Below are 23,722 nucleotides of genomic sequence, written 5' to 3' on the forward strand. Positions count from 1 at the left end.
TGAAGCACCGCCGTCGCTTTGTTGCCGACGGAGTGTTTTGATGTGCGCACTCTTTCCTACCATCAGCGCCCAAATCTGACCTGGGCCAGAGACATGAAAGTGAACACCCTATGACAAGGGATTACTCCGACTTCCTTCCGCTTCGCGCAAGCGACGCCGGATCGCACGCCAATCCCAGCCCTCTTCAGGCATTGGGATGGCAACCGTTTTTCGCCCAACAGATCAGCGTAGAGGACTTGTCGGCGACACCTCCCGTTCGCGTTGTCGAAGTGCATCGCAATGGGCTGCATGTCGTCGGTGACGGCATAGATACGGTACTTCCGCCGGGAGCCGACGCAACTGTCGGAGACTGGCTGATGCTGGACTCCACACGTCCGCGCTCCAGTCGGGTTCTTGAGCGCACAAGCCTCATCAAGCGGCGCGCGCCCGGAACCGACCGGCAGGAACAACTGATCGCGGCGAACATTGATACGGCCTTTATCGTCACGTCTTGCAATCAGGACTTCAAGGTGGCCCGGCTCGAACGCTATGCAGCTCTGGCTTTTGAGGCACGGATGACACCCGTCATCGTCGTCACAAAGACCGACCTCGTGACAGACCCGCAGAACTATGTCGACGCGGCTCGCGCGGTATCGGACATGATCGATGTGGTCGCCCTTGACGCCCGCGGAGATGCGCCACGGACAAAACTGCTTCCCTGGTGCAAGCCCGGCAAGACGGTGGCGTTTCTCGGCTCATCTGGTGTCGGGAAGTCGACGTTGGCCAATGCGCTGCTCGAGAGCCAGTCCATTGAAACCCAAACCATTCGAGAGGACGACGCAAAGGGGCGGCATACGACAACGCGGCGCGAGCTTCATGCGATGCCCAATGGCTGTCTGGTCCTGGACACTCCGGGCATGCGGGAACTGCAGCTCACCGACGCAGCGGAAGGCATCAATGATCTTTTTGCCGACATTCAGGAGTTGGCCGCACAGTGTCGATTCAAGAACTGTCAGCACGATTCTGAGCCGGAATGCGCTGTTTTGAAGGCTATCGATGAGGGTGTTCTTGATGGCGATCGGCTTCGCAGATGGCGCAAGCTCATGGCCGAAGATGCGTTTAACTCGGCGAGTCTTGCGGAACGCAGGTCGCGCGACAAGGCGTTCGGGAAGATGGTCCGCGGAGTCAAAAAACTCAAATATATCAGGAAGTAAGGCGATGACACAGTCGAAAGCCGGTCAAATCGTATGGCATGACCTGTTCACACCGGACAGGGCGCGTTCAATGGCATTCTACCAGCACGTCGCCGACTGGACTTATGAAGTCGAGCGGGCATCGGATTTTGCATGGGGTGGCGGCGAGCAGGATTTCGTCCTCGCCCTCTCCGGTGACGAAGCGGGCGCGGGGTTAATCGAGACGCCTCCGGAGCAAGCGAAGGGCTGGGTCGCCTACATCGAGGTCCCCGACGTGGACCTGGCGGCCAAGCGCGTCGACACGCTCGGAGGCAAAATCGTTCGGGAGCCATTCGAGGTGCCGGGCGTCGGGCGCAACGCACTCGTTCGCGATCCGCTCGGCGCGTTGGTGGGGATTTCGCTGTCTCGGCACAGTTTCCCCGTGCCGAGACGGCAGTTTGGCCCTGAAGTGTATATCGGCAACGGTGATGACTTTCCGCAAGCGTTCTACATCGAACTCTTCGGATGGCAGGTGTCTCCCGATAAGGACCAGGATTGCGCCACTCTCCTCGGGCCTCGGGGCCGTCTTGTTGCAATCCAGCATGCGGCGACTTGGGCAACCGCCTCAAACGCATCTTGGGTCCCTTGCCTTAAAGTTACTTCAGTCCCCGACCCCATCCGTGTTGCTGAAACCAAAGGCGCAGGTCCGGCCTCCTTGAAGGTGAGCGAAACCGTTCAAGCTCAAATCCCCATCCTATGTGATCCGGACGGAGTGCCGTTTGCGTTCGGCGGCAAGCAGACAAACCGCTTCTAGCCACTCGCAGATTCTTCTCAGGAACTGCAGAGCGGATATTTTCCGCTCTGCAGGGGCGGGAACTCAGCGCCTATGCGCGCTAGTGGACAGTGCGTTGGTTGGGATCCAGCCGCCGACTTGTTTCTGATGTCAGTTCTCTGATGCATTGGTCCGGCATAGGGGGTGTGAACCGTAGCCGCTTGGTTTGAGACCAATGGCAGACACCCAGTCCCTAACAAGTCTCGCGTACTTCCGTGTCGAGACGTGGAAAGCCGACTTTCAAGGGATATCCTGAATTCTGAAGTCGCAAACCGCGTTGCTTCCGTTGGCTGTGACCTCAACGCAGACCTCATTGACCGAGATTGCATTTCATTCGGCTTCGTCTGGGTCCGAAAATGGGTCGACAACAAGTACCAGACGCTTTGCGATGGAGCCAATTCAAGTCGGTGTTTGAGTTCAAACTACCGTTGATCGCTTGCGCGTGCGCCTCTCAAACAACTTCTTCTGGAAAAACAGATGCAAGACCAAACCGCTAAGGTTATGCCAATTGCTTTAGCCGTGGCATCAAATCCAACAGTTCCCGCGTATACGGATGCTCTGGAGCTTCGAACAACGCGTCCGTCTCCTGAACTTCAAGCAGCTTCCCATGTCGCATCACGCCCACCCGGTCACACATCTGACGTACGACCGGGAGATCATGGCTGATAAAGAGCATAGTCAGGCCCAGATGCTCCTGCAGGTCTTTGAGAATGTTCAGAATTTGCGCCTGAATGGACACGTCCAGGGCGCTGGTCGGCTCATCGCAGATCAGAAAACGGGGCTGAGTTGCGAGGGCGCGAGCAATACAAATGCGCTGACGCTGCCCACCGGAAAACTCGTGTGGATACTTGCGCCACGCGTCCTTGGCTAGGCCAACCCAGTCAAGCAATTCGCGCACGCGCGGTTCAATAGCGGGCTTGGGCAGGATTTTGTGATGATGGATGGGCTCGGCCACGAGGTCCCCGACCCTCATGCGAGGATTAAGGCTGGAGAACGGGTCTTGAAAGATCATCTGGATCTGGCGGCGGTAGGCTTGCAGGGCCTCTGCCTCCATGACTGTGACGTCTTCACCATCAAAGAGAACCCGCCCACCGTCCACGGGATAGAGTGTTCCAATCATCCGGGCGACTGTAGACTTGCCAGAGCCACTTTCGCCGACAAGGCCGAAAACCTCACCGTCTCGAATGTCGAAACTCACTTGATCGACGGCAGTGAAATACTTGCGTTGCGATGGCAGTAGCCCGCCCTTTTGCAGGAACGTCTTAGTAATGCTTTCGATTTCCAGCAGTTTGCCGGATTTGGACAGATCGGTCTTTTCCCAATGGGCCGCCAGATCGTCGATCTTGAAGGTTCTTTCCCGCTCGCCATAATTGACCACTGGGAAACGCTCGACTTTGGTGTGCGGGCGCGGCACGGCGGCAATCAGAGATTTGGTATACTCATGTTTCGGTGCACCGAGGATCTGATCGGTCGTTCCGCTTTCAACCACATGACCGGAATACATCACGGTTACCGAGTCCGTGGTGTCGGCGATAACGCCCATATCGTGGGTAACGAGGATCACGCCGACCTGACGCTCCTTCGCCAGTTCCTTGATCAGATCCAGCACCTGCGCTTGGACAGATACATCCAAGGCCGTTGTGGGTTCGTCCGCGATCAGAACACTGGGCTCGGTACAGAGTGCAAGCGCGATTACCACACGCTGACGCATCCCGCCAGAAAACTGGTGCGGATACTGGTTGAAACGGTCCGCCGGGTCCGGGATAGACACGCGATCCAGCAGCGCAATGGCGCGCTTTTTGGCCTCGGAAGCGGACAGGCCGAGGTGAAGCTGGATCGTCTCGACCAATTGCTCACCCACTGTGAACAACGGGTTCAGCGAGGTTAGCGGGTCCTGAAAGATCATCCCGATCTCTTTGCCCCGGATTCGGCGTTTGTCCTCGGCGTCCAATTCGTCAATCCGACGACCGTTCAGCCAGACCTCACCTTCGGAGACATGAGCCGGGGGATCCAGAAGGCCGATCACGGCGTTGCCGGTCATGGACTTGCCGGCACCGCTTTCGCCGACAACGCCCCGGATCTCGCCAGGATGCAGGTCGTAGGTCACATGCTCGACCGGCTTGAAGATGCCGTGGCGTGTCGGGATTTCCACTGTCAGGTTGCGGATCGAAAGAACGGGATCGGTCATTTCAGCCTCGGGTTCAGAACGTCACGCAGCCAGTCGCCCAGCAGGTTCACACTCAGCGCCAGTGCCAGCAGGGTGCAGGCCGGGAAGAACAGGATCCACCACTCACCCGAGAACAGGAATCCCTGTCCGATGCGGATCAGCGTCCCCAGCGAGGGCTGTGTCGGTGGCGCGCCAACGCCAAGAAAACTGAGCGTCGCCTCGGCAATGATCGCCAGCGCCAATGAGATCGTCGCGATCACCAGCACCGGTGACAGCACGTTGGGCAGGATATGGCGCAGCATGATGGTCAGCGGGCTTTGCCCGATGATGCGAGCGGCGGCGACGTAATCTTTGTTCTTCTCAACCAGCGTTGCGCCCCGGACCACCCGAGCAAACTGCACCCAATCGGACAGGCCAATGGCCAGGATCAGCACCCAGATCGCCATCTGATCGCGATACTCCACCGGGGTAATGCCTTTGGCGATCCCAAAGATCAGCATGGCCAGAAGGATCGAGGGGAAAGTCAGCTGCACATCCGCCGTGCGCATGATGATGGTTTCGGTCCAACCGCCAAAATAGCCCGATAGCAGGCCCAGAATGATCCCCAGAACCATCGCGAACAGAACGGCCGCTACCCCAACGAATAGCGAGATCCGCATTCCGTAGAGGATGGTCGAGAACACATCGCGCCCCTGATCGTCTGTGCCCATCAGGAAGGTTTCGCCTGTAAAGGCATTGGGTTCCATCGGCGGGGTGAAGCCGTTCATCAGGTTCAGGCTGGCCGGGTCAAACGGGTTTGTCGGCGCAATCAGTGGTGCGAGGATCGTGGCCAGGATCAGGATCAATGCCACCGTCGCCGACACCATGGCGACAGGCGAGCGGCGGAAGGCGTAGAACTGGTCGCTATCCAGAATGCGTTTCACACGACTCATGCGCTGACCCTCAGGCGCGGGTCGATGAAGGCGTAAAGGATATCGACCGCAAGGTTGATGGTGACAAAGATGACCGAGATCATCATCAGGTATGCTGCCATGACAGGGATATCCACGAATTGGATTGCATTGATGAACAGAAGGCCCAGGCCCGGCCACTGAAACACCGTCTCGGTGATGATGGCAAAGGCGATGATGGCCCCCAGTTGCAGGCCGATAATCGTGATGACCGGGACCATGGTATTCTTCAGCGCATGGCGGAAATTGATGGTCCGGTCACTCAGCCCACGGGCGCGGGCAAAGCGGATATAGTCTTGCCGGAGTACTTCCAGCATCTCGGAGCGCACCAGCCGCATGATGAGGGTCATCTGGTATAGACCCAGTGTAATCGCGGGCAGGATCAGCGCCTTGAGTCCGCTGCTTGTCAGCAAGCCGGTGTTCCACCAGCCCAGATCCACGACTTCTCCGCGTCCAAAACTGGGCAGCCAGCCAAGTTCGACCGAGAAGATGTAAATCAACAGGATCCCGATCAGGAACGTCGGCAGGGACACCCCGATCAGAGAGGCTGACATGATGAAATTCGCTGCAAACCCGTCTCGCCGGATTGCGGTGAACACACCCAGCGCGATGCCCAAGACTATGGCAAATACGGCTGAGACCAGCGCCAGTTCCAACGTTGCCGGAGCGCGTTCGGCCAGGATTTCCGCGACCGGACGCCCTTGACGGAAGCTGACGCCGAAATTGCCCTGTACCGCTTCCTGCAAAAACTTCACATATTGCACCGGAAACGGCTGATCGAGCCCCAACTGCGACCGCAGACGTTCCACATCTTCCATGGTCCGCTCTTGCCCCAGCATGTTGTCGATCGGATCTCCGACAAAGCGGAACATGGAAAAGGCGACCAGGCCCACGACGAACAGAACCAGCGCCGACTGAGCCACACGCCTGATAATGTATGACAGCATTTAGTTGACCGTTACCCAGCGCAGAAGGAAGAAGTTGTCGGGCCGTTGTGTCAGCTCGATATTGCTGCGCGCGCCCCAGACCAGCGGTTGAACGTAAAGCGGTACATAGGCCACCTCATCGTGCAGGATACCTGCCACCTCGTCCAGCATTGCCTGACGTGTGGGTTCGTCAATCTCGGACTGGATCAGCGGCAGCAATTCATCCACGCGAGCGTTCGAATAGCCGCCAAAGTTCCACGAACCCAACTTCTTTTCCTCATTTGGGGTCGAAGCGAGGAAACGCACGGGATGCTCGGCATCGAACGTACCGGGTGACCAACCCAACAGATACATATCAAAGTTGTCGGCCCGCAGTTCAGGCCAGTAGTTCTGAACCGGCATCGCATCGAGCGTCACGTTCAGCCCGGCCTGAGACAGCATGGCGGTGATCGCCTGGCAAACGGCTTCGTCGTTCAGGTAGCGATTGTTGGGGCATTTAAAGCTGATCTCAGCCCCCTCAGCGCCAGCCTCGGACAGCAAAGCTTTGGCACCCTCGGGATCGTAGCCATAGGGGTCCGCATTCGCAGCCGAATAGCCACGCATCGCGGGACTGACCAACTGGCTCGCCACCTCAGCATTGCCGCGCATGATGGTTTGCAGGATGGCTGGAACGTTGACTGCCTTTGCTACCGCCTCGCGGACGCGCACATCCCGGAAAAGGTCCGAGCCACCCTGCCCGGCTTCGCTCGAGCCTTCCTGCTGATCAAACCCCAGCATGATCACGCGCGCTTCGACGCCCTGAATGACCTTCACATCCGGACTGCCTTGCAACCGAGCCACATCCTGAATTGGGACCGGGTTGATGAAGTCGACATCTCCGGACAACAAAGCCGCCAGAGCGGTTGCCGGGTTTTGGATTGGCACCAATTCAGCGCGGGTCAGGTTGTGTTCTGCTGTGTCCCACCAGCCGTCGAACGGCTCCAGAACAGTGCGCAGGCCCGGCTCTCGCGCGGTGACTCGGAAAGCACCGGTGCCATTGGCGTTCAGGGTCGCATAGTTGCCCGATTCTTTGTCAGGGAGTGCTGCGTCGTTTGCCTCGGCCCAGCCGCTATCCATGATCATCCAGTTGGCAATGCTGTCCGGGAAAATCGGGTTCGGCGCAGTGGTCATGACATCGACGGTATAGTCGTCAACTTTCACCACCTCGCTGACGGGCGCGAACCAGCTGCGGGTGTCCGAATTTTCGTCAGACGCCCGCTGGTACGAGAAGATCACGTCATCCGCATTGAATTCAGAACCATCATGAAACGTTACGCCCTCGCGCAGTTTGAACCGCCATCCGGCTCCATCCCCGATGGTCTCCCAACTCGTGGCCAGCGCCGGTTCAATGGTCATGTCCTTGCCCCTGCGCACAAGCCCTTCGTAGACGTTATTCAAGAAACCTAGAACCGGGGCAGAGTTGACAGCATGAGGATCCATTGTTTGCGGGTCCGTTGTAACGGCAAACGTGAACTCTTCGCCTGCGACGGGCAAGGCAAGCGCGCAGAATAGCGCGGCAGTGGTCAGACGTTTCATGATAGCTCCCACTCTTTGGTGGCGGGCCTCGCATCCCGAGGCCCGGCCACGTTTCTTACTTCAGGCCAAAATGCTTGACCATAGGCTGATCTTCGGGATCAACGTTGATGTCCAGGTTTTCAGCCATACCCCAGTTCAACACTTGATGGTGGATCGGAATATACAGCTGTTCATCCTGCACCACGCGCCAGATCTCGGCGATCGCTTGATCTCGCGCGACGAGATCCGTGTTCGAGGCCAGCGACTTGATCTTGGCATCCAACTCATCATTGTCATACCCGGTGCCGTTCCACGTCCCGATGTCGCTTTCACGACCATGGACCAGGAAGTTGAAGATGTATTCCGAGTCATACGTCGGAACGCCCCAGCCCAGCATGTAGAAATCGGTCTTTCCGTCCGTGATCAGCGGGAAGTGCTGCGCCTTCGGTTTGGCATCCAGATTCACTGTTATACCAATCTGACCCAACATCCCGACAGCGGCCTGACAGATACCTTCATCGTTGATGTAACGGTCGTTGGGACAATCCAGCCGGATCGAGAAACCGTCCGGATAACCCGCTTCGGCCAAAAGCGCCTTTGCACCTTCAACATCCGTGCTGCTTTCACTGTCCATCTCGGCAGTCCAGCCGTTCACGAACGGCGGGGCGATCATCCCGGCAGGTTGCGACTGACCGCGCATGACCACCTGTTGGATGGCATCTCGATTGATCGCTTTGGACATGGCCCGACGAACGCGGACGTCGGCAAGTGGGTTCTTGCCATCGACGTTATCCGCCTCGATGTCATCCGCGCCCTGGTTCATGCCAAAGAAGATCACCCGGTTTTGCGGCGCTTGTTTGACGACCAAACCGTCGACGGCATTCACCCGGTCCAGGTCCTGCACCGGCATATCCTGAAGGAAGTTCACCTCGCCCGACAGCATCGCCGCAACGCGGGTCGCGTCATTCTGGATCGGGGTATAGATGATTTCGCTGATCGCCATCGGGAACTGATCACGCCCCCAATAATCTTCGTTCCGCTCCATCACCGTTTTGACGTCTGGTTCGCGGCTGACCAGTTTGTAGGGGCCGGTTCCATTCACATTGACGGTCGCAAAGGTGATCTCACCGCCTTCAAAGTCCTGAACGTTGACCGCGTTATTCGCCTCGGTCCAGCCCTTGTCCATGATGAACAGGTCGGTGAGGTTCGCAGGCAGAATGGGGTTCGGACCGTCCGTCTCGATCTCGATCGTGTGGTCGTCGACAGCGCGCACCTCGACAATCGAATTGATCAGTTCTTTCATGTCCGAGTTCGGCTGCTTCGCACGGTTGATGCTGAACACCACGTCTTCTGCAGTGAAATCGGCGCCGTCGTGGAATTTCACGCCCTGACGCAGATTGAACACCCAGACATTCGGATCACTCTCGCTGGGGGCCCAATCGGTCGCCAGCGCAGGCTCGAAAGCGCCGCTCGTATCCCGAATGATCAGAGGTTCATACATCTGGTGGCGCACGGTATGCGTTGGCCCTTCGTTCTGCGAATGCGGGTCAAGCGTCAGCGCATCCCCCGAGCGCGCCCAACGCAGAGTTTCGGCACTGGCTAAAGACGTCGTCGTCATCAAAAGCGTCAGTACGAGTATTGGATTTTTCATTATTTTCTCCCATATTGCAGTCGTTTAACTGCATTGAATTCACGATACCGTGTCGCAAATTTCTGTTAACGTTATGGCTGCGGATAGCATACCAACTGCGAATGCATGTCAATCGTTCAACTCGGTTTTGATTTGCTAAACACAAGCGACACGGGACTTCAGGGGGGCAGCCACTCTCCCCAAAAACACCGCATCAAGTGTCTATTACTCAGACGAGAGGAACACAAACCGCAATCATCAAGCTTCATGCTCCGACAAGTAAATCCAGATAGCGCTGACGGGAACTGTGCTGCTCACAAACTGGACAATTGTTCGCTTTCAGAAGCGATCGCCACGCTGTCTTAGACCCGCCGCCAGATTTCCAATCCTCCCGAGGTGCTTTCGCTCATTCGCAATGCGCACATTGCCGACGTTAAGGCTACTTTTTGCAACGTCTGCTTTCAGTGTTTCCGAGCGTTGTGGCCGAGAAAAGTAACCGGTTCCATTTTCCCAACTCCAATCGGCGAAGCACCCGTCTCTTGTAGACTGCAGGTGATAGTGGCCGCTTCGACTTATGGCGCGTCCAGTTGCAGAACTTGCAGGCGGCAACGATGTTGTCTGGCGACAAAGGCCCACCTTCAGACGCTGCCAACAAGTGCTCTGCCGTGCATTGAAACCAGCGCGCATGAGATTCGGAAATCGAATAGGTCATTTGGAAGCGCCTCGACGATCCGGACCACATCGGTTGGTTACAATAGAAGCAACGACCGCCTTGCCTCGCATATTTCTTGTTTCTCAACTTTGCAATTGTTTTTGGCATTTAACACCACTGGTTTCGACACAAATCGAGAACCGGGTGTGAAGACGGATTTGCGCTTCACGGGCACTGCCTTAATTGGATCAGCACCCTAGTTCCTCCCCACGGACAAGGCCAAATTGGCAAGCCCCCTATCCGAGTGGCATTCCGCTTCTGCAGATTGAACACTATCTCGACGGCTGTCAACCAGGAGTTGGTTTGGCTTGGTGTTCGCAAAGGCAATCAAAGAAACCATTGCGGGCAATCGACTGACTTTCCGGAATGTCCGCGAGGTCGGTATTCTAGTCGTTCGTTCCACCTGCAGCATTGGTCAGAATGGGGCTCAAACCGGTCATTCGCTGCAACTTGCTTGAACGTCTGCTTTGCGGACCATGCTGCCATTTGTTTCAGTTGCAACGTCGAAAGGCACATACGGCAACAAAGCGCGGAAGAATGACATCGCAAGGTCCAACTCTGAGCCCAACCCGGACGCACGCTGAATATTTGCGAGATTGACTATCCATACTTGCAGAAACCTGCGTTGCGGGTTTCCTTCTGTAGTTCAAGATATCCACTGTTTCGCCAGGGTTCGAGGAGTTACTATGAAAACAGCCGTTGTGACTGGTGCCGCGGGGGGGATGGGACAGGCTATCTGCCGCCAATTGCGGACATGTGAGTTCCACGTCCTTGGACTGGACCTCAACGAGGAGGGCTTGGATGAACTGGCGGCAGAGTTAGGTTCAAATTTCACACAATTCTGCGTTGACTTGACGGATCCAGTTGCAATCGCGCAGACGTTTGATGGCATAAAGTCAGCTTATGGCGGCCTCGATGCTTTGGTAAACAACGCTGGCACCTGCTTCATGTCCGACTTCCCGCATATACCGCCCGAGGAACTGGAAAGGCAGATGGCAATCAATTTCAACTCTGCGTTCCATTGTTGCCAGCAGGCTGTCCGATTGATGTTGGAACGCGAGGGCGTCAAAAAGATTGTGAATATCTCATCAAACGGAGCTTACAATTTCGATGTATTTGACCCTCCGCACTACCGGGCATCAAAGGCGGCGATGGATACCCTTACGAAAGACCTAGCCCGTCGATACGCAAAGGAAAAAATCTGTGTGAACTCGCTGGCGCCAGCCATGACCGAGACGCCCTTGTTCAATGTCTTGTCTGAGGAAGTCTTGGAGAAAGCCGTTGGCGCCATGCCGCATGGTCATGCGATGCAGCCCGAGCAAGTCGCCTCTTGGGTCAGTTTTCTCATTTCACCGGCCGGTGACGTTTCCAGCGGAAATGTAATCATTCTGAATCAAGGGCGGGACGTCAGGTAGTTTTCAGGAAGATCAATCGATTTCGGGAAAGGTGGACCACCGGTTGGGGTCAACGGTAGACCTCTGGTGCTTTCTTCAGAACTGGCCATTGATTTGGACAATGCCCATAGATCACAAAGGCGTTTCGCTCGGATGCTAGACGCATCAACCTGTCTGCGCTGGCAATCGCGGCTTCTTCGTCCCATGACCCTGCAAATTTCTCATCGATTTCTGACGGTCGGGATATCGCGTCACTGGTGAGCAAAACCGGACCCGAGGGAAGATCGACCATCAGGGCGATCTGGCCTGGTGCATGACCGGGTGCCGCCATTACCAGAATACCTGGTCCAATCTCTACGTCGCCATCAACCAAGAGGTAATCCCGATCGGGCCACTCCAAAGGCTGCACACCGCCCCAATACAATGGACGAGGCAGAGCCCGCTCCACGGAAGAGATCAGTATCGGAGTGCTCGGAAAGTCGCCCAATCCCCCGATATGGTCGATATGAGTGTGGGTACAAATCTGCAACGTAATGTCTGATGGAATGAGACCGAGCTTTGCCAGTTGCGCGCGTGGCAGATTTTCCGGTTCACATTTTAGGACTTCGCCAAACTCGTACAAAAGATCTTCTTTGACCGCGGCTTCGGTATCGGTCGCATATTTTTCGGGAAACCCGGTGTCGATGAGTATGGCTTCTCCCAGATCCGTCCGGATCAGAAAGCCGCAGATCCCAATGATGCGACCCGTGGAATGAACCTTGAACAGCCCGTAGTCCAAAACTGCCAGGTCGATCGGCCGCCCTTTGACAAATCCCTCAGCTTGCACAAACTCTCTCCCTCATTGACTGCAAGGATTTTGAGTAGAGTGTGAAAGTCAAGGAGTCCGTCGTCACACTGCACACTATACTAGATATGACCCAGCCCAGCAGTGCTGCGGAGAAAGGCGGGACTGGGTGGCGGTGCTGTCAGACTAATTCGAACCAGTCTCAGTATACTGCGGAAACCGCGAACCTATTCGGAACAAAGCTGACGCCACTCGCTAAGAGCGGCGGTGCGTGTCAGCTTGAAGGTTTCCCGGCTGGTGAGCGATCTTTCCTGGTTGAAGTGGTTGTGGACCGAGGAATGGACGGAGGCGAATTTCTGCAAACTTCGCATGCGCCTGAATCGTTGCATCGCGCGTTCGCGTCGTCGAAACGGCAGGTGCGAGTTCTCGACGCGGTTGTTGAGCCACCTTCCCGTCTTTTGCGTTTGGAGCGCGCCCAGCTCTCTGAGCGCGGCTCTGTATGAGGCGAAGCGATCCGTGACGACGTTTTCCGCTTTACCGTGCCGCTTCATCAATTTCCTGAGGAATTTCAATGCCGCCTGCTTGTTTCGGCGTTTGGTAACGATTGCTTCCAGCACTTCGCCCTCATGATCGACGGCCCGCCAGAGTTAGTGTCTCTTGCCATTCACCTTCACAAAAACCTCGTCCACGTGCCACTTCCATTTGGAGAACGCGCGCAGGTGCTGAACACGCTTTCTTCGGATTTCAGCAGCAAACATAGGGCCAAACCTGTTCCACCAATATCGGACGGTTTCGTGGCTCACGTCGATGCCTCGCTCGTGCAACAGATCTTCGACATTTCGAAGCGAGAGCGGGAAACGGATGTACAGCATCACCGCAAGGCGGATGACCTCGGGACTGGTTTTGAAGTACTTGAAAGAGGCAGGTTTGGTCATGGGCAAAAGCTACGCAACCGTCCTGCCTGCCTCAAGACAAGTTCTTCTGACAAGACCCTTCGTAGAAGTGCGGCAGTATAGATTGTTGGCCTATTTGAAGTAAATTTAGGTGTGGAGCATTGTCGGGCTACGTCGGCCAACGTAATCGCCAGGGAATAAGGCAATACGAAATCCAATTATCCAGATGACAATTGAGGAACTTTTGGTCGATTAATCTCATTGTCCGAGCAAAACCCACCAAGTGAGCTTCAGCGCTGCTTTCGTTTAACCGAAATAATGCATCCAGAGTGTTTTGGATGTCGTGCCGGTACATCGCGTGCCATTGCGTCCACGTTTCCGAGGTGCCGCAACGCTCCGTTGTTCAGCAACACGCCTCGCCCAGCATCATAACGGCGCTGTCCAAATCCGCTGGCAACGCATTCCCAGTCTTGCTTGGCCGCCTCGTTGCGGAACCTTGGTAGGTCGTGCGGATCATGCCGCCCAGGTGTTGCTGCGACGTGATCGTGTTTCTTCGCATTGCTTTGGTGGGTTAAATGGTGGGTCACTTGTGTTGTGCCAGGTTGCTGGACAGTACCGGTTGTCGGCCTCGGCTTAGGGCGCATGATTGTCACGACGCCTTGTGGTTTCGGATGCCCTGGGACTGCCACGTGAGTTGCCGTAGGTTTTGGTGTCAACTGTGGAACCTGACCAGGAACCGCCGTGGGAACCTGATTGGGGGTTGCGGTTGGGACAAGCGGTGGTGTCGCTGTAGTGCCGCTGGGTTGCGGAACACGGCCGGGCACTGCGACCGGAATCTGGGTTGGTGTTGCAGTCGGGACGAGCGGTGGCACAGCAGTTTGACCGGTGGGCTGAGGTGGGACCTGACCAGGAACTGCGACCGGTATTTGGTTTGGTGTTGCGATGGGCACAAGTGGCGGCACCGCTGTTGGGCCGGTTGGTTGAGGCGGAACCTGGCCTGGGACAGCTATCGGAACTTGATTGGGAGTCGCAGTCGGAACTTGCGGCGGCACGGCAGTCGGTCCGGTAGCTAACGGCGGAACCTGATTGGGAACGGCTGTCGGAACCCGGTTTGGCGTCGGGTTTGGCACCAATGGAGGAGCTAGGGTCGGCGCTACGACGGGTGTTGGAACTTGACCGGGCACAGCTATCGGAGTTGCGATAGGAACCCGACCGGGAATTGCGTTCGGGACCGCGCCCGGCGCAAGGACTGGAACAGTAACGGACGTGGGCGTTTGCGGCGTTCCTCGAGGTGGCAACTGATTTGCCACCGGCTGCGTTGGGCCGGTAATTTGATTGCCTGGCCCTTGCCCACCGGTCTGCCCGCATCCTTGGCCGGACTGGTGTGGGTTCCCTACACCTCGACACCACCCGTAGTGATTTCCGCGGGCAAAGACCTGCGTAGCGGCCAGTCCAGCAATCAAACAAGCTGCGGAAAGTAAAGCAATGCGGTTCCGTTTCATAACATCCTCACCAACTTGTTGTCAGAGCAAGATACGCGCCAGGATCGCCAGAGTCGGTCAAAGGACCGTCCCTCAAAGGAACACCGACATATCCGGACAAGAATAGGTTTTGCTTAAACTCAATGTCCAAACCCAGACCTGTCGATGCCAGTGTAGCACTTTCAACTTCAAAACTCGCAGGGTCATTGTTCGAGATGTACCCCACGTCGAAAAAAGCAAAGGGTGTTAAGCGATGTATGCTCTGGGACCTAGGGAAGTAGGAATGAGACACTTCGAAAATCGCGGAGATCCCGGAATCACCATCTACCTCGTCAAAACGATATCCGCGCAAAGCATAACGATCACCAAGGAAGTACTCCTCTACCGAGGGCAGCCGGTCGGTTGTGAACTGGCCCCAGATCTCAGTGCGCCAAGCTGTGTTGGGCGACAAGCTCGTTAGCGGGCTTTCGTATCCAATGCCGCCCCGTAGATGCCAGAACGAGGAGTCGCCGTCGTCAAAATTCGCGTCCGTCGTATTATTGTTGCCAAACGATAAAGTTAACCCAGCCTCCAGAGTTTGCCCTTTTGGATAGTTTTGCCCATAGAGATACGTTAGGCCGACGACACCTGCGTCACTGGATAATGGCACGCCGCCACTGACTGAGTCCGCCTCGGAAAGGCGATAATCCAGCAGAAGATATCCATAACGGGCCACATCGCGGATCACGGGGTAGCCCAACGCGACGGTGAAGTTCTCGCCATCAACATCTGTTCTTGCAAACTCCCCCGAGAGGTCACGTTTTGCATTTATGTTTCCGTAGAAAACCTCACCGTATAGACCATCGCTGTTTAGCGGCGTGCGATAGGTAACAGCGCCCCACAAAGAGTGTTCGTCGTCTTTGTCCCAATTGTAGTTGCCAGACCCCTCAAATCGCAGCAAATCCCCGACAGTCAGCGTCGAATAAAACTCTTGCACTACATAGAAGCTGAGCGCTTCTCCCAGCTCACGCGGAGGGTTGTCGAGTGTCGCACTACCGGCTTGTTTTCGCAGTGGCTCTCCCAATACTCTCAGCCGAGCACCAGCCTGATCCGGGTAATCAAGTTCGGTCGACACGTCCAAGTCGGGTATGTCCTCGGCGAGCATAACTGCCCGCTCAAATTGTTTGAGAGTTATCGGGTATGCGGTGGTGATTGGGCGAAAGATCTTTTCCAAGGTTTGGAACGTGCGCGTATCTACCCCTTCAATTTCGATGGTTTGAATGCGTCCTTCATCCACAACTATGCTCTGCCCATCGGGTCCAGGCCAGGCCTCAGCCAAGAAGTAACCGTCTTCTCGGTAGATCTGCGTAATCGTTGATGCGACATCCGCCGCTGTGATGCGCCCCGACCGGTCAAAGGCCAACTGACCGGCAAACGTTAACAGCTCATCGGTATCATACACCGTTACGCCACTGACAGAGTGCTGGGATGCGATGTCCCAAGTTTGGGCCATGCTGTATTTTGGGACTGATACAATAGCCAAAAAAGTGCAAATGATCGCAATTACAACCGAGTTGGTTACGGGCATTTTCTACAACCTTAGCATGATTGAGCATGTTAAAACCCAATCCTATTACGAGGTTTGAATGTCTGAGCTTACCGGTACTCAAATTTGATCACGACTGGTGCTTTCGAGATACACAGCGACCAGATTACAGTGCGCCTTCGTCGCCCAGGAACTCGATACCAGCTGTCGCGCCATCACTGTAAGCAATGCAATTCCAAGGAGCACGGTCCTCACCAACACCGACAGTGACTTGTGTTCCAGCTTCGCTAAACGCGGATGAGAGCACAACGACTTGCGAATTGTTCGTTGTTTTGGCTACATCTCGCAAACACGCCTGCTGAGCGGGTGTGAGTTCGGCGGACGCGCTAGACGTACTCGTTTCGTCACATGCCGCAAGCAATGCAAACAAAGTTGTGCCTGCAATCATCACTGTCTTTTTGGTCATTTTCTTCTCCATCAGGGTCCATCGAATCTAGTGAAATTGGATGCTCCTTTTTGAAGCGTCCGCTTCTACTCAGCCAATTGAGCACAGCTCGATCCGGTGCTTACCTATCTCAAAGATTTGTCGCCAACGGATTGGTCGGGGGAACGAAATCGAGTTGATTGCCGGGGCCGACAACAACGGAGGTAAAATAAAGTTGTGTCGATTCGCATGTTTGAATCTAATTTTTAATAAATCAATATTTTTTCCGCGCGTAAATTTCTCTACGCTCTCGTACGATAGGCCTCTGCGTTCAAACAAAAAAGTAACTGGGAGCTAAGAGTGTGTTCCCCTGAGCGGCGAAGCGATTTGAGGCCGCACAAAAACAATGAAGGGATTGAAAGATGGGATTTGGTGAAGCCGTTAAGACGTGTTTCTCGAAATACTTCCAGTTCTCCGGTCGGGCTATACGCTCAGAATACTGGTGGTTCTTCTTGTTTGTGGTTCTCGTGAGTGCCGCTTTAGCTGTGCTGGATACGATCATATTCGGGACCAACCCCGAAACAGGCCAGGGATCTCGGGTCCTGTCCTCTGTTTTCCAACTGGCTGTTCTCATACCTATGCTGGCCGCCGGTTGGCGAAGGCTGCATGATACAGGACGACCTGGCTGGTATTTGCTGCTGCCGATGGCGCTCAGCATTACAACGCTCTTTGTTATGCTGGGTGGGGTGGCGTTCTTTTCGGTATTGGAGCAAGGGACGGAAAACCCCGATGCATTGCGAGGACCTGCGGCCGTCCTGGGCGTGACCGGTATTGTTGTTGTCTCAATTCTTCAATTGGTTCTGTCCATTCTGATGATCTGGTGGTTGACGCGCCCTTCGGAAGAAGGCGCAAACGAATACGGCGAGCCTGTTTCCTGACCTGGTTGTCCGGGCAACGGGCCGGAATTTCTGCTGAATGACAGTGCGAACCGTAACTCAATGGAGAGAAAAAATGAGCTTCAAAACCATTTCCATTGGAATGCTACTGATGGCAGGAGCGACCACAGCATCAGCGGAGTGGTCGTTCAACTCCGGGCCTAGTCCCAATGCATTTAATCAAACCGGAAACATGACCCTGGAACTTCAGTGTAACCGTATCCGCTTCGCTCCAGCTGGATATGAGGACAGCCAGGACATTGTGGAGAAGCAAGGGCTTTCCATTCGTTTTTTGAAGAACGGCACTACCGAGGTTGGGGCATTTCAGGTTGGCGCAGAAAACGCTGCCGTGCAGATCGTCGACAACTATCCCGTCGAGGTCAGTTTCAATAGTCAAGAGGACTATGGTTTTGTACTGGACCAGCTTGCGGCCAATGCATCGGTTAATCTGTCGATGATTGATCAAGATGTCAGCTACGGAATCTTTGACTTGAAGGGTTCCGGCACGGCAATTCGGTCCCTTCGTTCCGCCTGCGACTCAGATGCTAGCCAAGGGACCTCCTACGAAGCACCCGAAGGCATCGTCTATTGTGGTGGCGGAGCGAAAAAACGCCAAATCGAATATGTAATTCTGGACAATCCAGAGGGGGAGTGGGACGCGCGAGTAACGGTCAACGGCGAGTCGATCAGAGCCATGACGGCCTACAGTTACTTCGGAAACTATGAGCCGCCCGCCGGATTTGTCGTCGCCCTGCTTGGGGAAGACAGGTCCGAGTTTCTGATTTTTAGCGAAGGCTCGGTAAACTGGCTGGAATACGGGGACTACAGATATGATCAGTGCAATTGATGCCACCTTCCAAACAGCTTCCCAAATAGTGCGTCAATTGAAAGGTTTAGTTTCCAGGTTTGTGCTGGTCTCTGGTCTAGTATGGAACTCACCAGCTGTCGCGGCTGATGTATCGCAACTTCCGCCCGGTTTGCAGGCGAAGGTTGATCTGGCGGCACAGGCCTGCGCGGAGTTCAACGACGGTCAGTTTCACTTAGACTGGGGTGCGGTTGAGAGGGTCGATCTCGACGGAGATCTACGACGCGACTGGGTTCTGAATGAGTCTGATTTCGCGTGTTCAAGCGCCGCATCTCTTTATTGCGGAACTGGCGGATGCATGTCGCATTTTTGGGTTGGTGAAGAGGTGCACTCCTTGCTTAATCAAGGCTGGACAGTCGTTGATTTTGGGCGCCAACGCGTTGTTGTGGCAGGTATTCATGGATCCGATTGCGACGGAATAAACCCAACGCCTTGCGTTACGGCCAGTGTTTGGGACGCGGACGCTAAAACGTGGCGCTCGTCTGCTGGTGATTGGGAGTAAACTGCAATTGGGCACCGTATAGAAGCCTGAGAGCCTGTTTGTTCGATGGGTTCTCTGTAGCATGCAAACTTTGGGCGAAGTTTCAGCATATTAATTTATAAAATCAATCTTATACATGTAGAAGTTTAAACGCACCTACACCCAGTCTCGGAATTGCAAAATCTTTTTACGAATGTCCGCTTCGGGCTCAAGGCAGACGTTCGCTCACCTACGCTCAATGACTGAATTGCGGACGAAGCGGTCTGTGGTTCTCCAATCAAATCGGCCGACCTTAAGTTTACAGTACACGGTTGTGGAGAGTGAGAAGGATTTGTTGTCTTCACTTCCGGAAGTATAGTGTCTCAATTGGCACCCTTATTGCATGCTGAGCAGGACGTTATGGCTCACGAGCGTCCAGATACCTTCCGGTTAAGCCCTTTTGAGTGTCAGATGGTATCGTCCCAAAATTAGGTTGTTGGTTGTTCGGGTGCGTCACCTAGAGCCAGCAGCAAAAGAATAGCCAAAAGAGGTGATCCAACCAGACCGATCAGGAACCAGATCAAACCGGATCGGTTGCGCCGCCCTGCCATCGTGATCGGCAGGATATAAAGCCAGATCACGACAACCAGCAAGATGAGCATAAAAATCAACTGGATAACTGGTGCGTCCATGAAATTTTGCCTTTCGTATCTTGACGCCATTTTTAAAACGGCTGATCCGGTTAGATAGACAATGGCCCGAAAGCGTTTTCGGGTATTAATTTAGCCCAACATGGGTCCCGGGCGTCCCAACCCTCTCCCTTTGCGTTCCTTGGCTATCAGACAGTGCCGTCCAAATGTTTGGTGTTTTCCGGGTCACAAGGTAGCAAGGTCGGCAAAACGGATAAAGTGGGTGTTCAAGGAACCTTTTAAAGCGCCTTTTCAATGAACTTTGAAAAAAGCTCACCCTGCGAGTTGATCCTAAGTTTCGCGTAAATGTTGCGTCTGTGGATGCGGACTGTGCCTGGAGAGATGCCGAGAATTGTGCCAACAGCTTCTGCCGAATGGCCCTTCAATGTGAACTCAACGACTTCTCGTTCTCGTGGCGTCAGAACGCCATCGCCAAATGCCTGGAATGCTAGATCAACGCGACGACTAACGCCATTCGCTGCGGCGCCGCGGGCCATCGTTGGAAAGTCACTCCAATGTTTGCAACAGGCTGCCCGAACGAGCGGCCATAGAGCGTGCAAATGACGAATTTCCTTGGCGGAAAAAGGCTTCTCTGCTCGCATGAGCGAGACCACAACCATCCCAGCGCCTGGGATATCGATAAAGTAGCCAATCTCCTCTGCTAACCCAGTCCTTTTGTAATAGCTGCGATAGTATTCGCCCTGATAGAACCTGTCCGGTGCGATATCGCGCATGCGGTACAGACCCGGTGTTATTGGTTTTGTCGCGGCCAAAAAAAATGGATCAAGTACGTAGGGCCCGGCTTGGTAATCCTCAACAAAAATACGCCGTTTGCTTTTGGGGAAATCGTCGTGAAGGTCTATTGGTGCTTCGGTTCCAACATGGCCAAACACCACCGTAAAATCAAATGGTGCGACCTGCCGTAAGCCATCTGCCAAAGCACATGGAAATTCTGGGGTTCCGATCTTCTCCACGACCCTGCCGGCCTCTTCCATCCAATCGTACACACGCCGCTCCAGATTTTCGAAAAGCACCTCTATACCCCAATTGTGGTATATACAGTTATTCCGCGTTATTGTTACTTTTTCCTTGTTTGAGTGGTATGCCAACAAATGCCAAAAAATCAAGCAAAAGGAAAACGGCAGTATATGAGCTTTGACATGAGCGTCACCATGCAGACGATTGCGGAACTCCGAGGAGTGACCAAGACCTTCGGGAATGTGGTCGCCGCCAAAGACCTGAATCTTTCCATTGGGAAAGGAGAGTTCCTGTCGTTCTTAGGCCCATCTGGTTGCGGCAAAACCACTGCGCTTAGAATGTTGGCAGGTTTCGAGAAGCCAACCGAAGGTCAGGTGTTGCTCGATGGAGAAGTCGTCAACGACTTGGATGCGCACCATCGCCCAGTCAACATGGTGTTTCAGCACTATGCTCTTTTTCCTCACCTAAGCGTGTTCGACAACATCGCGTACGGCCTGCGCCAACAACGACCACGCGTAGACAAACAAACAATCGCGACAAAGGTTGAGCAAGCGCTGGAAACTGTCCGTCTTGGTGGGTTTGGCCCACGTCGCATCTGGGAGATGTCTGGTGGTCAGCAGCAACGCGTCGCTTTGGCGCGTGCGATCGTAAACGAGCCCAAGCTTTTGCTGCTTGATGAACCAATGGCTGCTCTGGATCGAAAGCTTCGAAAAGAAATGCAGTTTGAACTGCAGAACCTGCAACGACAACTAGGGATAACTTTTGTCCTCGTCACGCACGACCAAGAAGAAGCGCTTTCAATGTCCGACCGAATTTGTGTGATGGAAGGCGGCAGTATTGTGCAGGTTGGCAGCCCACGCGAACTCTATGACATGCCCCGCAGCCGCTACGTGGCTGGATTTGTAGGCACCTCAAATTTCTTTGATGCAACTGTGACTGACTCAGCAGCCGACCAAATCACTGTGCGTTTAGCGAGTGGCCAAAAGGTGCACGGAACTCCGGAGATTCCAATAGATGCAGGGCAGGAAGTGTGCGTTAGTATCCGTCCTGAACAGATCACGCTGACCCGCGCGCTACCCACAGCTGAAATCGCTCTGCCAGTTACCATTCAAAATCGGATCTTCCTTGGGGAGCACACAGAATACCTTGCGCGCAACGAAGCACTGGGTGATTTCCATGTACTTGTGCCAAGGCAAGCGGAATTGAACGAGGGGACGTTCAATGCAGGAGAGCAGGCCTTTGTTTCATGGGGCGAAGGCGCACTGCTGATCCTGGAAAAATAACAAATCCCGCAATCCAACAACAGAGAGGTTCACAATGACCAAGGATAATGGGACTATTTCCAAGCAAAAGTTCATGGAAGAGCTTCGCCGGTACCAAAAGGGTTCGGTTACACGGCGACATTTCTTAGGCGTGACAGGTCTTGGGATGGCAACGGCCGTTCTGGGCACGGCCATTCCTGGGTTGCGTCCACGCCCGGCATTTGCTGCCGGGGACATTGGCGACCGAGTGATCCTCGCCACATGGCCGAACTACCATGACGAGATGAACTTCGAAGCCTTCACGGAAGCCACTGGCGCCCATGTTCAGGTCAATGTTTTTGGCTCGAATGAAGAGATGTTGGCAAAACTACAGGCTGGAGGGTCTGGCTGGGACGTTTTCGTTCCAACCAACTACACGATCACTACGTATGTGGGTGAAGATCTGATCATCCCGCTCGATACGTCCAAACTGCCAAACTACGACGCAGGTTCATTCGAACAGCGCTTTTCCGATGCCGGTTCTGTCGATGGCCAGCTTTACGCGGTCCCAAAAAACTGGGGCACGACTGGCTTTGCAGTGAACACCAGCAAGCTTGACGGCGCTCCGACTCCAACCACATGGAAAGAGTTCTGGGACCTTACTATGGAAGGTTACTCAGGCCGGACAATGGTGCATGATTACCAACTCACCACCATCGGTAATGCCCTGAAATACTTCGGCTACTCCTTCAACTCGGTCGATGAGAAGGAACTGGCGGATGCCGAGAAATTGTTACTGGATGCCAAACCGCATCTGTTTGCAATCTCGTCGGATTATCAGCCACCGATGCGTAACGGTGACGCCTGGATGACGATGTGCTGGACAGGTGACGGCAAGCAGATGAATGTCGACATGCCTGAAATCGCCTACGTTCTGGGAACTGAGGGCGGTGAACTCTGGTCCGACTACTACGCTATTCCTAAGGGCGCACCCCATATGGATGCCGCTTATGCCTTGATCGACTTCCTGCTGAACCCGGAAGTTAATGCGAAAGAAGTCCTCGCCCACGGCTATCCATCGGCTGATGCTCGCACCAATGCGTTGCTGCCGAAGGAACTACTGGAAGATCCGATCCTTTATCCGGCAGCTGACCTTCTGAATGCACTCGAGTTCGGCGCGGCGGCTACACTAACCGATCCAAACCGTGCCGAGTTGCTCGCCCGCTTCAAGTCGGCCTAAGCGGCAAGGCCGCCAATATCGGAAAAGACGAGGACAAAATGACCGAACGAGGCAGAAAAGCACTGTTGCTGGCTCCAGCAGGAATATGGCTTTTGGTAATGCTAGCCCTTCCTCTGCTGGTCGTCTTCGTCTTTTCCTTTGGCGAACGGGGTGCCGCCGGAGGCTACGTTCCAGCGTTCACGTTGGAACAATATGCCAACCTTCCTGCGCGATGGACGGCGTTTAAGAACACTTTGATCCTTGCACCTCTGGGGACTATCGCTGCGTTGGTAATTGCCTACCCGCTCGCCTACTTTCTTGCAGTGCGTTGTTCACCAAAGTGGAGAACTTCGCTGTTGATCCTAGTGATCGTGCCGTTCTGGACATCGATCCTGATCCGGTCATACGCTTGGATTTTCATCCTTGGGGGGCGTGGCTTGCCCGCTTTACTGGAGTCGATCGGCATCGATGATATCCGCCTGATAAATACGCCGTTCGCTGTGCTTGTCGGGATTGTCTATGGGTATCTACCTCTGATGGTTTTCCCGATTTTTGTAAGCTTAGACAAACTGGATAAACGCCTTCTGGAAGCATCGGCTGATCTCGGCTCTACCCCATGGCGTACGTTCCGTCAGGTGACACTTCCTTTGTCGGTACCTGGTATCGCAACTGGCTGCATGCTGGTCTTCATCTTGCTGATGGGCGAGTTTCTGATCCCAGCGATCTTGGGCGGCGGAAAGGTCTTTTTCGTCGGAAATGCGCTGGTGGACCTGTTCCTGCAGTCTCGGAACTGGGCGTACGGATCGGCGGTCGCAATGACTCTGGTTGTCGTAATGCTTGTCACTGTCTCAATTTACATGAAATTCATCTCGCGCCTGGGTGGCCAGCGCGAAGATGTCTCGCTGATGTGAG

The 23,722-nt window shown here is 54.7% G+C and carries 20 protein-coding genes and 2 pseudogenes; 9 read left to right on the forward strand and 13 right to left on the reverse strand.

Going from position 1 to position 23,722, the window contains the following annotated elements; genetic code table 11:
- Nucleotides 1–356: 356 nt before the first annotated feature.
- Nucleotides 357–1,193, forward strand: coding sequence for a ribosome small subunit-dependent GTPase A (rsgA, locus tag ACR0BA_RS05730; protein WP_480726874.1), 837 nt, complete (start codon nt 357–359; stop codon nt 1,191–1,193).
- A 4-nt stretch (nt 1,194–1,197) separates the two neighbouring features.
- Nucleotides 1,198–1,965, forward strand: coding sequence for a VOC family protein (locus ACR0BA_RS05735; RefSeq protein WP_480726875.1), 768 nt, complete (start codon nt 1,198–1,200; stop codon nt 1,963–1,965).
- A gap of 135 nt (nt 1,966–2,100) precedes the next feature.
- Here the strand turns inward: ACR0BA_RS05735 and ACR0BA_RS05740 are convergent.
- The 7 genes and pseudogenes from ACR0BA_RS05740 to ACR0BA_RS05770 form a co-directional block, all read right to left on the reverse strand.
- Nucleotides 2,101–2,211: pseudogene (locus tag ACR0BA_RS05740) on the reverse strand (integrase); the annotation flags it as partial.
- A 271-nt stretch (nt 2,212–2,482) separates the two neighbouring features.
- A complete protein-coding gene (locus ACR0BA_RS05745; protein ID WP_170419501.1) occupies nt 2,483–4,171 on the reverse strand; it encodes an ABC transporter ATP-binding protein in 1,689 nt (562 codons plus the stop codon).
- Nucleotides 4,168–5,082, reverse strand: a complete 915-nt coding sequence (locus ACR0BA_RS05750) for an ABC transporter permease (RefSeq protein ID WP_170339892.1) — start codon at nt 5,080–5,082, stop codon at nt 4,168–4,170. Before ACR0BA_RS05750 ends, ACR0BA_RS05745 begins: the two co-directional genes overlap by 4 nt.
- Nucleotides 5,079–6,047: an ABC transporter permease gene (locus tag ACR0BA_RS05755; protein ID WP_170357427.1), complete on the reverse strand. Its 969-nt coding sequence runs from the start codon at nt 6,045–6,047 to the stop codon at nt 5,079–5,081. Before ACR0BA_RS05755 ends, ACR0BA_RS05750 begins: the two co-directional genes overlap by 4 nt.
- Nucleotides 6,048–7,601: an ABC transporter substrate-binding protein gene (locus tag ACR0BA_RS05760; RefSeq protein WP_480726877.1), complete on the reverse strand. Its 1,554-nt coding sequence runs from the start codon at nt 7,599–7,601 to the stop codon at nt 6,048–6,050.
- A 55-nt stretch (nt 7,602–7,656) separates the two neighbouring features.
- Nucleotides 7,657–9,231, reverse strand: coding sequence for an ABC transporter substrate-binding protein (locus ACR0BA_RS05765; RefSeq protein WP_170357425.1), 1,575 nt, complete (start codon nt 9,229–9,231; stop codon nt 7,657–7,659).
- Nucleotides 9,232–9,649: 418 nt separating this feature from the next.
- Entirely contained in the window at nt 9,650–10,030 is a 381-nt protein-coding gene (locus tag ACR0BA_RS05770; RefSeq protein ID WP_480726878.1) for an HNH endonuclease, read from the reverse strand.
- Nucleotides 10,031–10,608: 578 nt separating this feature from the next.
- Here ACR0BA_RS05770 and ACR0BA_RS05775 point away from each other — a divergent pair.
- On the forward strand, nt 10,609–11,337 hold the full coding sequence (locus ACR0BA_RS05775; protein ID WP_170357411.1) for an SDR family NAD(P)-dependent oxidoreductase: 729 nt from the start codon (nt 10,609–10,611) through the stop codon (nt 11,335–11,337).
- A gap of 49 nt (nt 11,338–11,386) precedes the next feature.
- Here ACR0BA_RS05775 and ACR0BA_RS05780 read toward each other — a convergent pair whose 3' ends face one another.
- The 4 genes and pseudogenes from ACR0BA_RS05780 to ACR0BA_RS05795 form a co-directional block, all read right to left on the reverse strand.
- Nucleotides 11,387–12,142, reverse strand: coding sequence for an N-acyl homoserine lactonase family protein (locus ACR0BA_RS05780; RefSeq protein WP_480726880.1), 756 nt, complete (start codon nt 12,140–12,142; stop codon nt 11,387–11,389).
- Nucleotides 12,143–12,327: 185 nt separating this feature from the next.
- Nucleotides 12,328–13,035, reverse strand: a pseudogene (locus tag ACR0BA_RS05785) (IS6 family transposase).
- A gap of 1,467 nt (nt 13,036–14,502) precedes the next feature.
- Nucleotides 14,503–16,041 carry a ShlB/FhaC/HecB family hemolysin secretion/activation protein gene (locus tag ACR0BA_RS05790; RefSeq protein ID WP_480726882.1) on the reverse strand — a complete coding sequence of 513 codons (1,539 nt, stop codon included), beginning with the start codon at nt 16,039–16,041 and terminating at the stop codon, nt 14,503–14,505.
- Nucleotides 16,042–16,165: 124 nt separating this feature from the next.
- Complete coding sequence (locus tag ACR0BA_RS05795; RefSeq protein WP_170343556.1) at nt 16,166–16,465, reverse strand: hypothetical protein; 300 nt, start codon at nt 16,463–16,465, stop codon at nt 16,166–16,168.
- 380 nt (nt 16,466–16,845) lie between these two features.
- Here ACR0BA_RS05795 and ACR0BA_RS05800 point away from each other — a divergent pair, with 380 nt between their 5' ends.
- The 3 genes from ACR0BA_RS05800 to ACR0BA_RS05810 all read left to right on the forward strand — a co-directional run bounded on the left by ACR0BA_RS05800 (nt 16,846) and on the right by ACR0BA_RS05810 (nt 18,725).
- A complete protein-coding gene (locus ACR0BA_RS05800; RefSeq protein ID WP_170357387.1) occupies nt 16,846–17,361 on the forward strand; it encodes a DUF805 domain-containing protein in 516 nt (171 codons plus the stop codon).
- A 73-nt stretch (nt 17,362–17,434) separates the two neighbouring features.
- Nucleotides 17,435–18,205 carry a hypothetical protein gene (locus ACR0BA_RS05805; RefSeq protein WP_480726883.1) on the forward strand — a complete coding sequence of 257 codons (771 nt, stop codon included), beginning with the start codon at nt 17,435–17,437 and terminating at the stop codon, nt 18,203–18,205.
- On the forward strand, nt 18,189–18,725 hold the full coding sequence (locus ACR0BA_RS05810; RefSeq protein WP_480726884.1) for a hypothetical protein: 537 nt from the start codon (nt 18,189–18,191) through the stop codon (nt 18,723–18,725). The genes ACR0BA_RS05805 and ACR0BA_RS05810 overlap by 17 nt, the downstream gene beginning before the upstream one ends.
- A 446-nt stretch (nt 18,726–19,171) precedes the next feature.
- Here ACR0BA_RS05810 and ACR0BA_RS05815 read toward each other — a convergent pair whose 3' ends face one another.
- Both ACR0BA_RS05815 and ACR0BA_RS05820 read right to left on the reverse strand, forming a co-directional pair.
- Nucleotides 19,172–19,375, reverse strand: a complete 204-nt coding sequence (locus tag ACR0BA_RS05815; RefSeq protein ID WP_058283652.1) for a hypothetical protein — start codon at nt 19,373–19,375, stop codon at nt 19,172–19,174.
- Between the two features lie 236 nt (nt 19,376–19,611).
- Nucleotides 19,612–20,379 carry a helix-turn-helix transcriptional regulator gene (locus tag ACR0BA_RS05820; protein WP_093962973.1) on the reverse strand — a complete coding sequence of 256 codons (768 nt, stop codon included), beginning with the start codon at nt 20,377–20,379 and terminating at the stop codon, nt 19,612–19,614.
- Nucleotides 20,380–20,532: 153 nt separating this feature from the next.
- On the opposite strand from ACR0BA_RS05820, the gene ACR0BA_RS05825 reads away from it, so the two are divergent.
- The 3 genes from ACR0BA_RS05825 to ACR0BA_RS05835 are packed head-to-tail and all read left to right on the forward strand — an operon-like array spanning nt 20,533 to nt 23,721.
- The gene (locus ACR0BA_RS05825) at nt 20,533–21,633 is read left to right on the forward strand and encodes an ABC transporter ATP-binding protein (protein WP_237216008.1); all 1,101 of its coding nucleotides are present in this window, start codon (nt 20,533–20,535) and stop codon (nt 21,631–21,633) included.
- 34 nt (nt 21,634–21,667) lie between these two features.
- The gene (locus ACR0BA_RS05830) at nt 21,668–22,831 is read left to right on the forward strand and encodes an ABC transporter substrate-binding protein (protein WP_093962198.1); all 1,164 of its coding nucleotides are present in this window, start codon (nt 21,668–21,670) and stop codon (nt 22,829–22,831) included.
- Nucleotides 22,832–22,869: 38 nt separating this feature from the next.
- Nucleotides 22,870–23,721: an ABC transporter permease gene (locus ACR0BA_RS05835; protein WP_093962199.1), complete on the forward strand. Its 852-nt coding sequence runs from the start codon at nt 22,870–22,872 to the stop codon at nt 23,719–23,721.
- Nucleotide 23,722 lies beyond the last annotated feature (1 nt).

The organism is Ruegeria sp. CI5 (genome assembly GCF_056536885.1).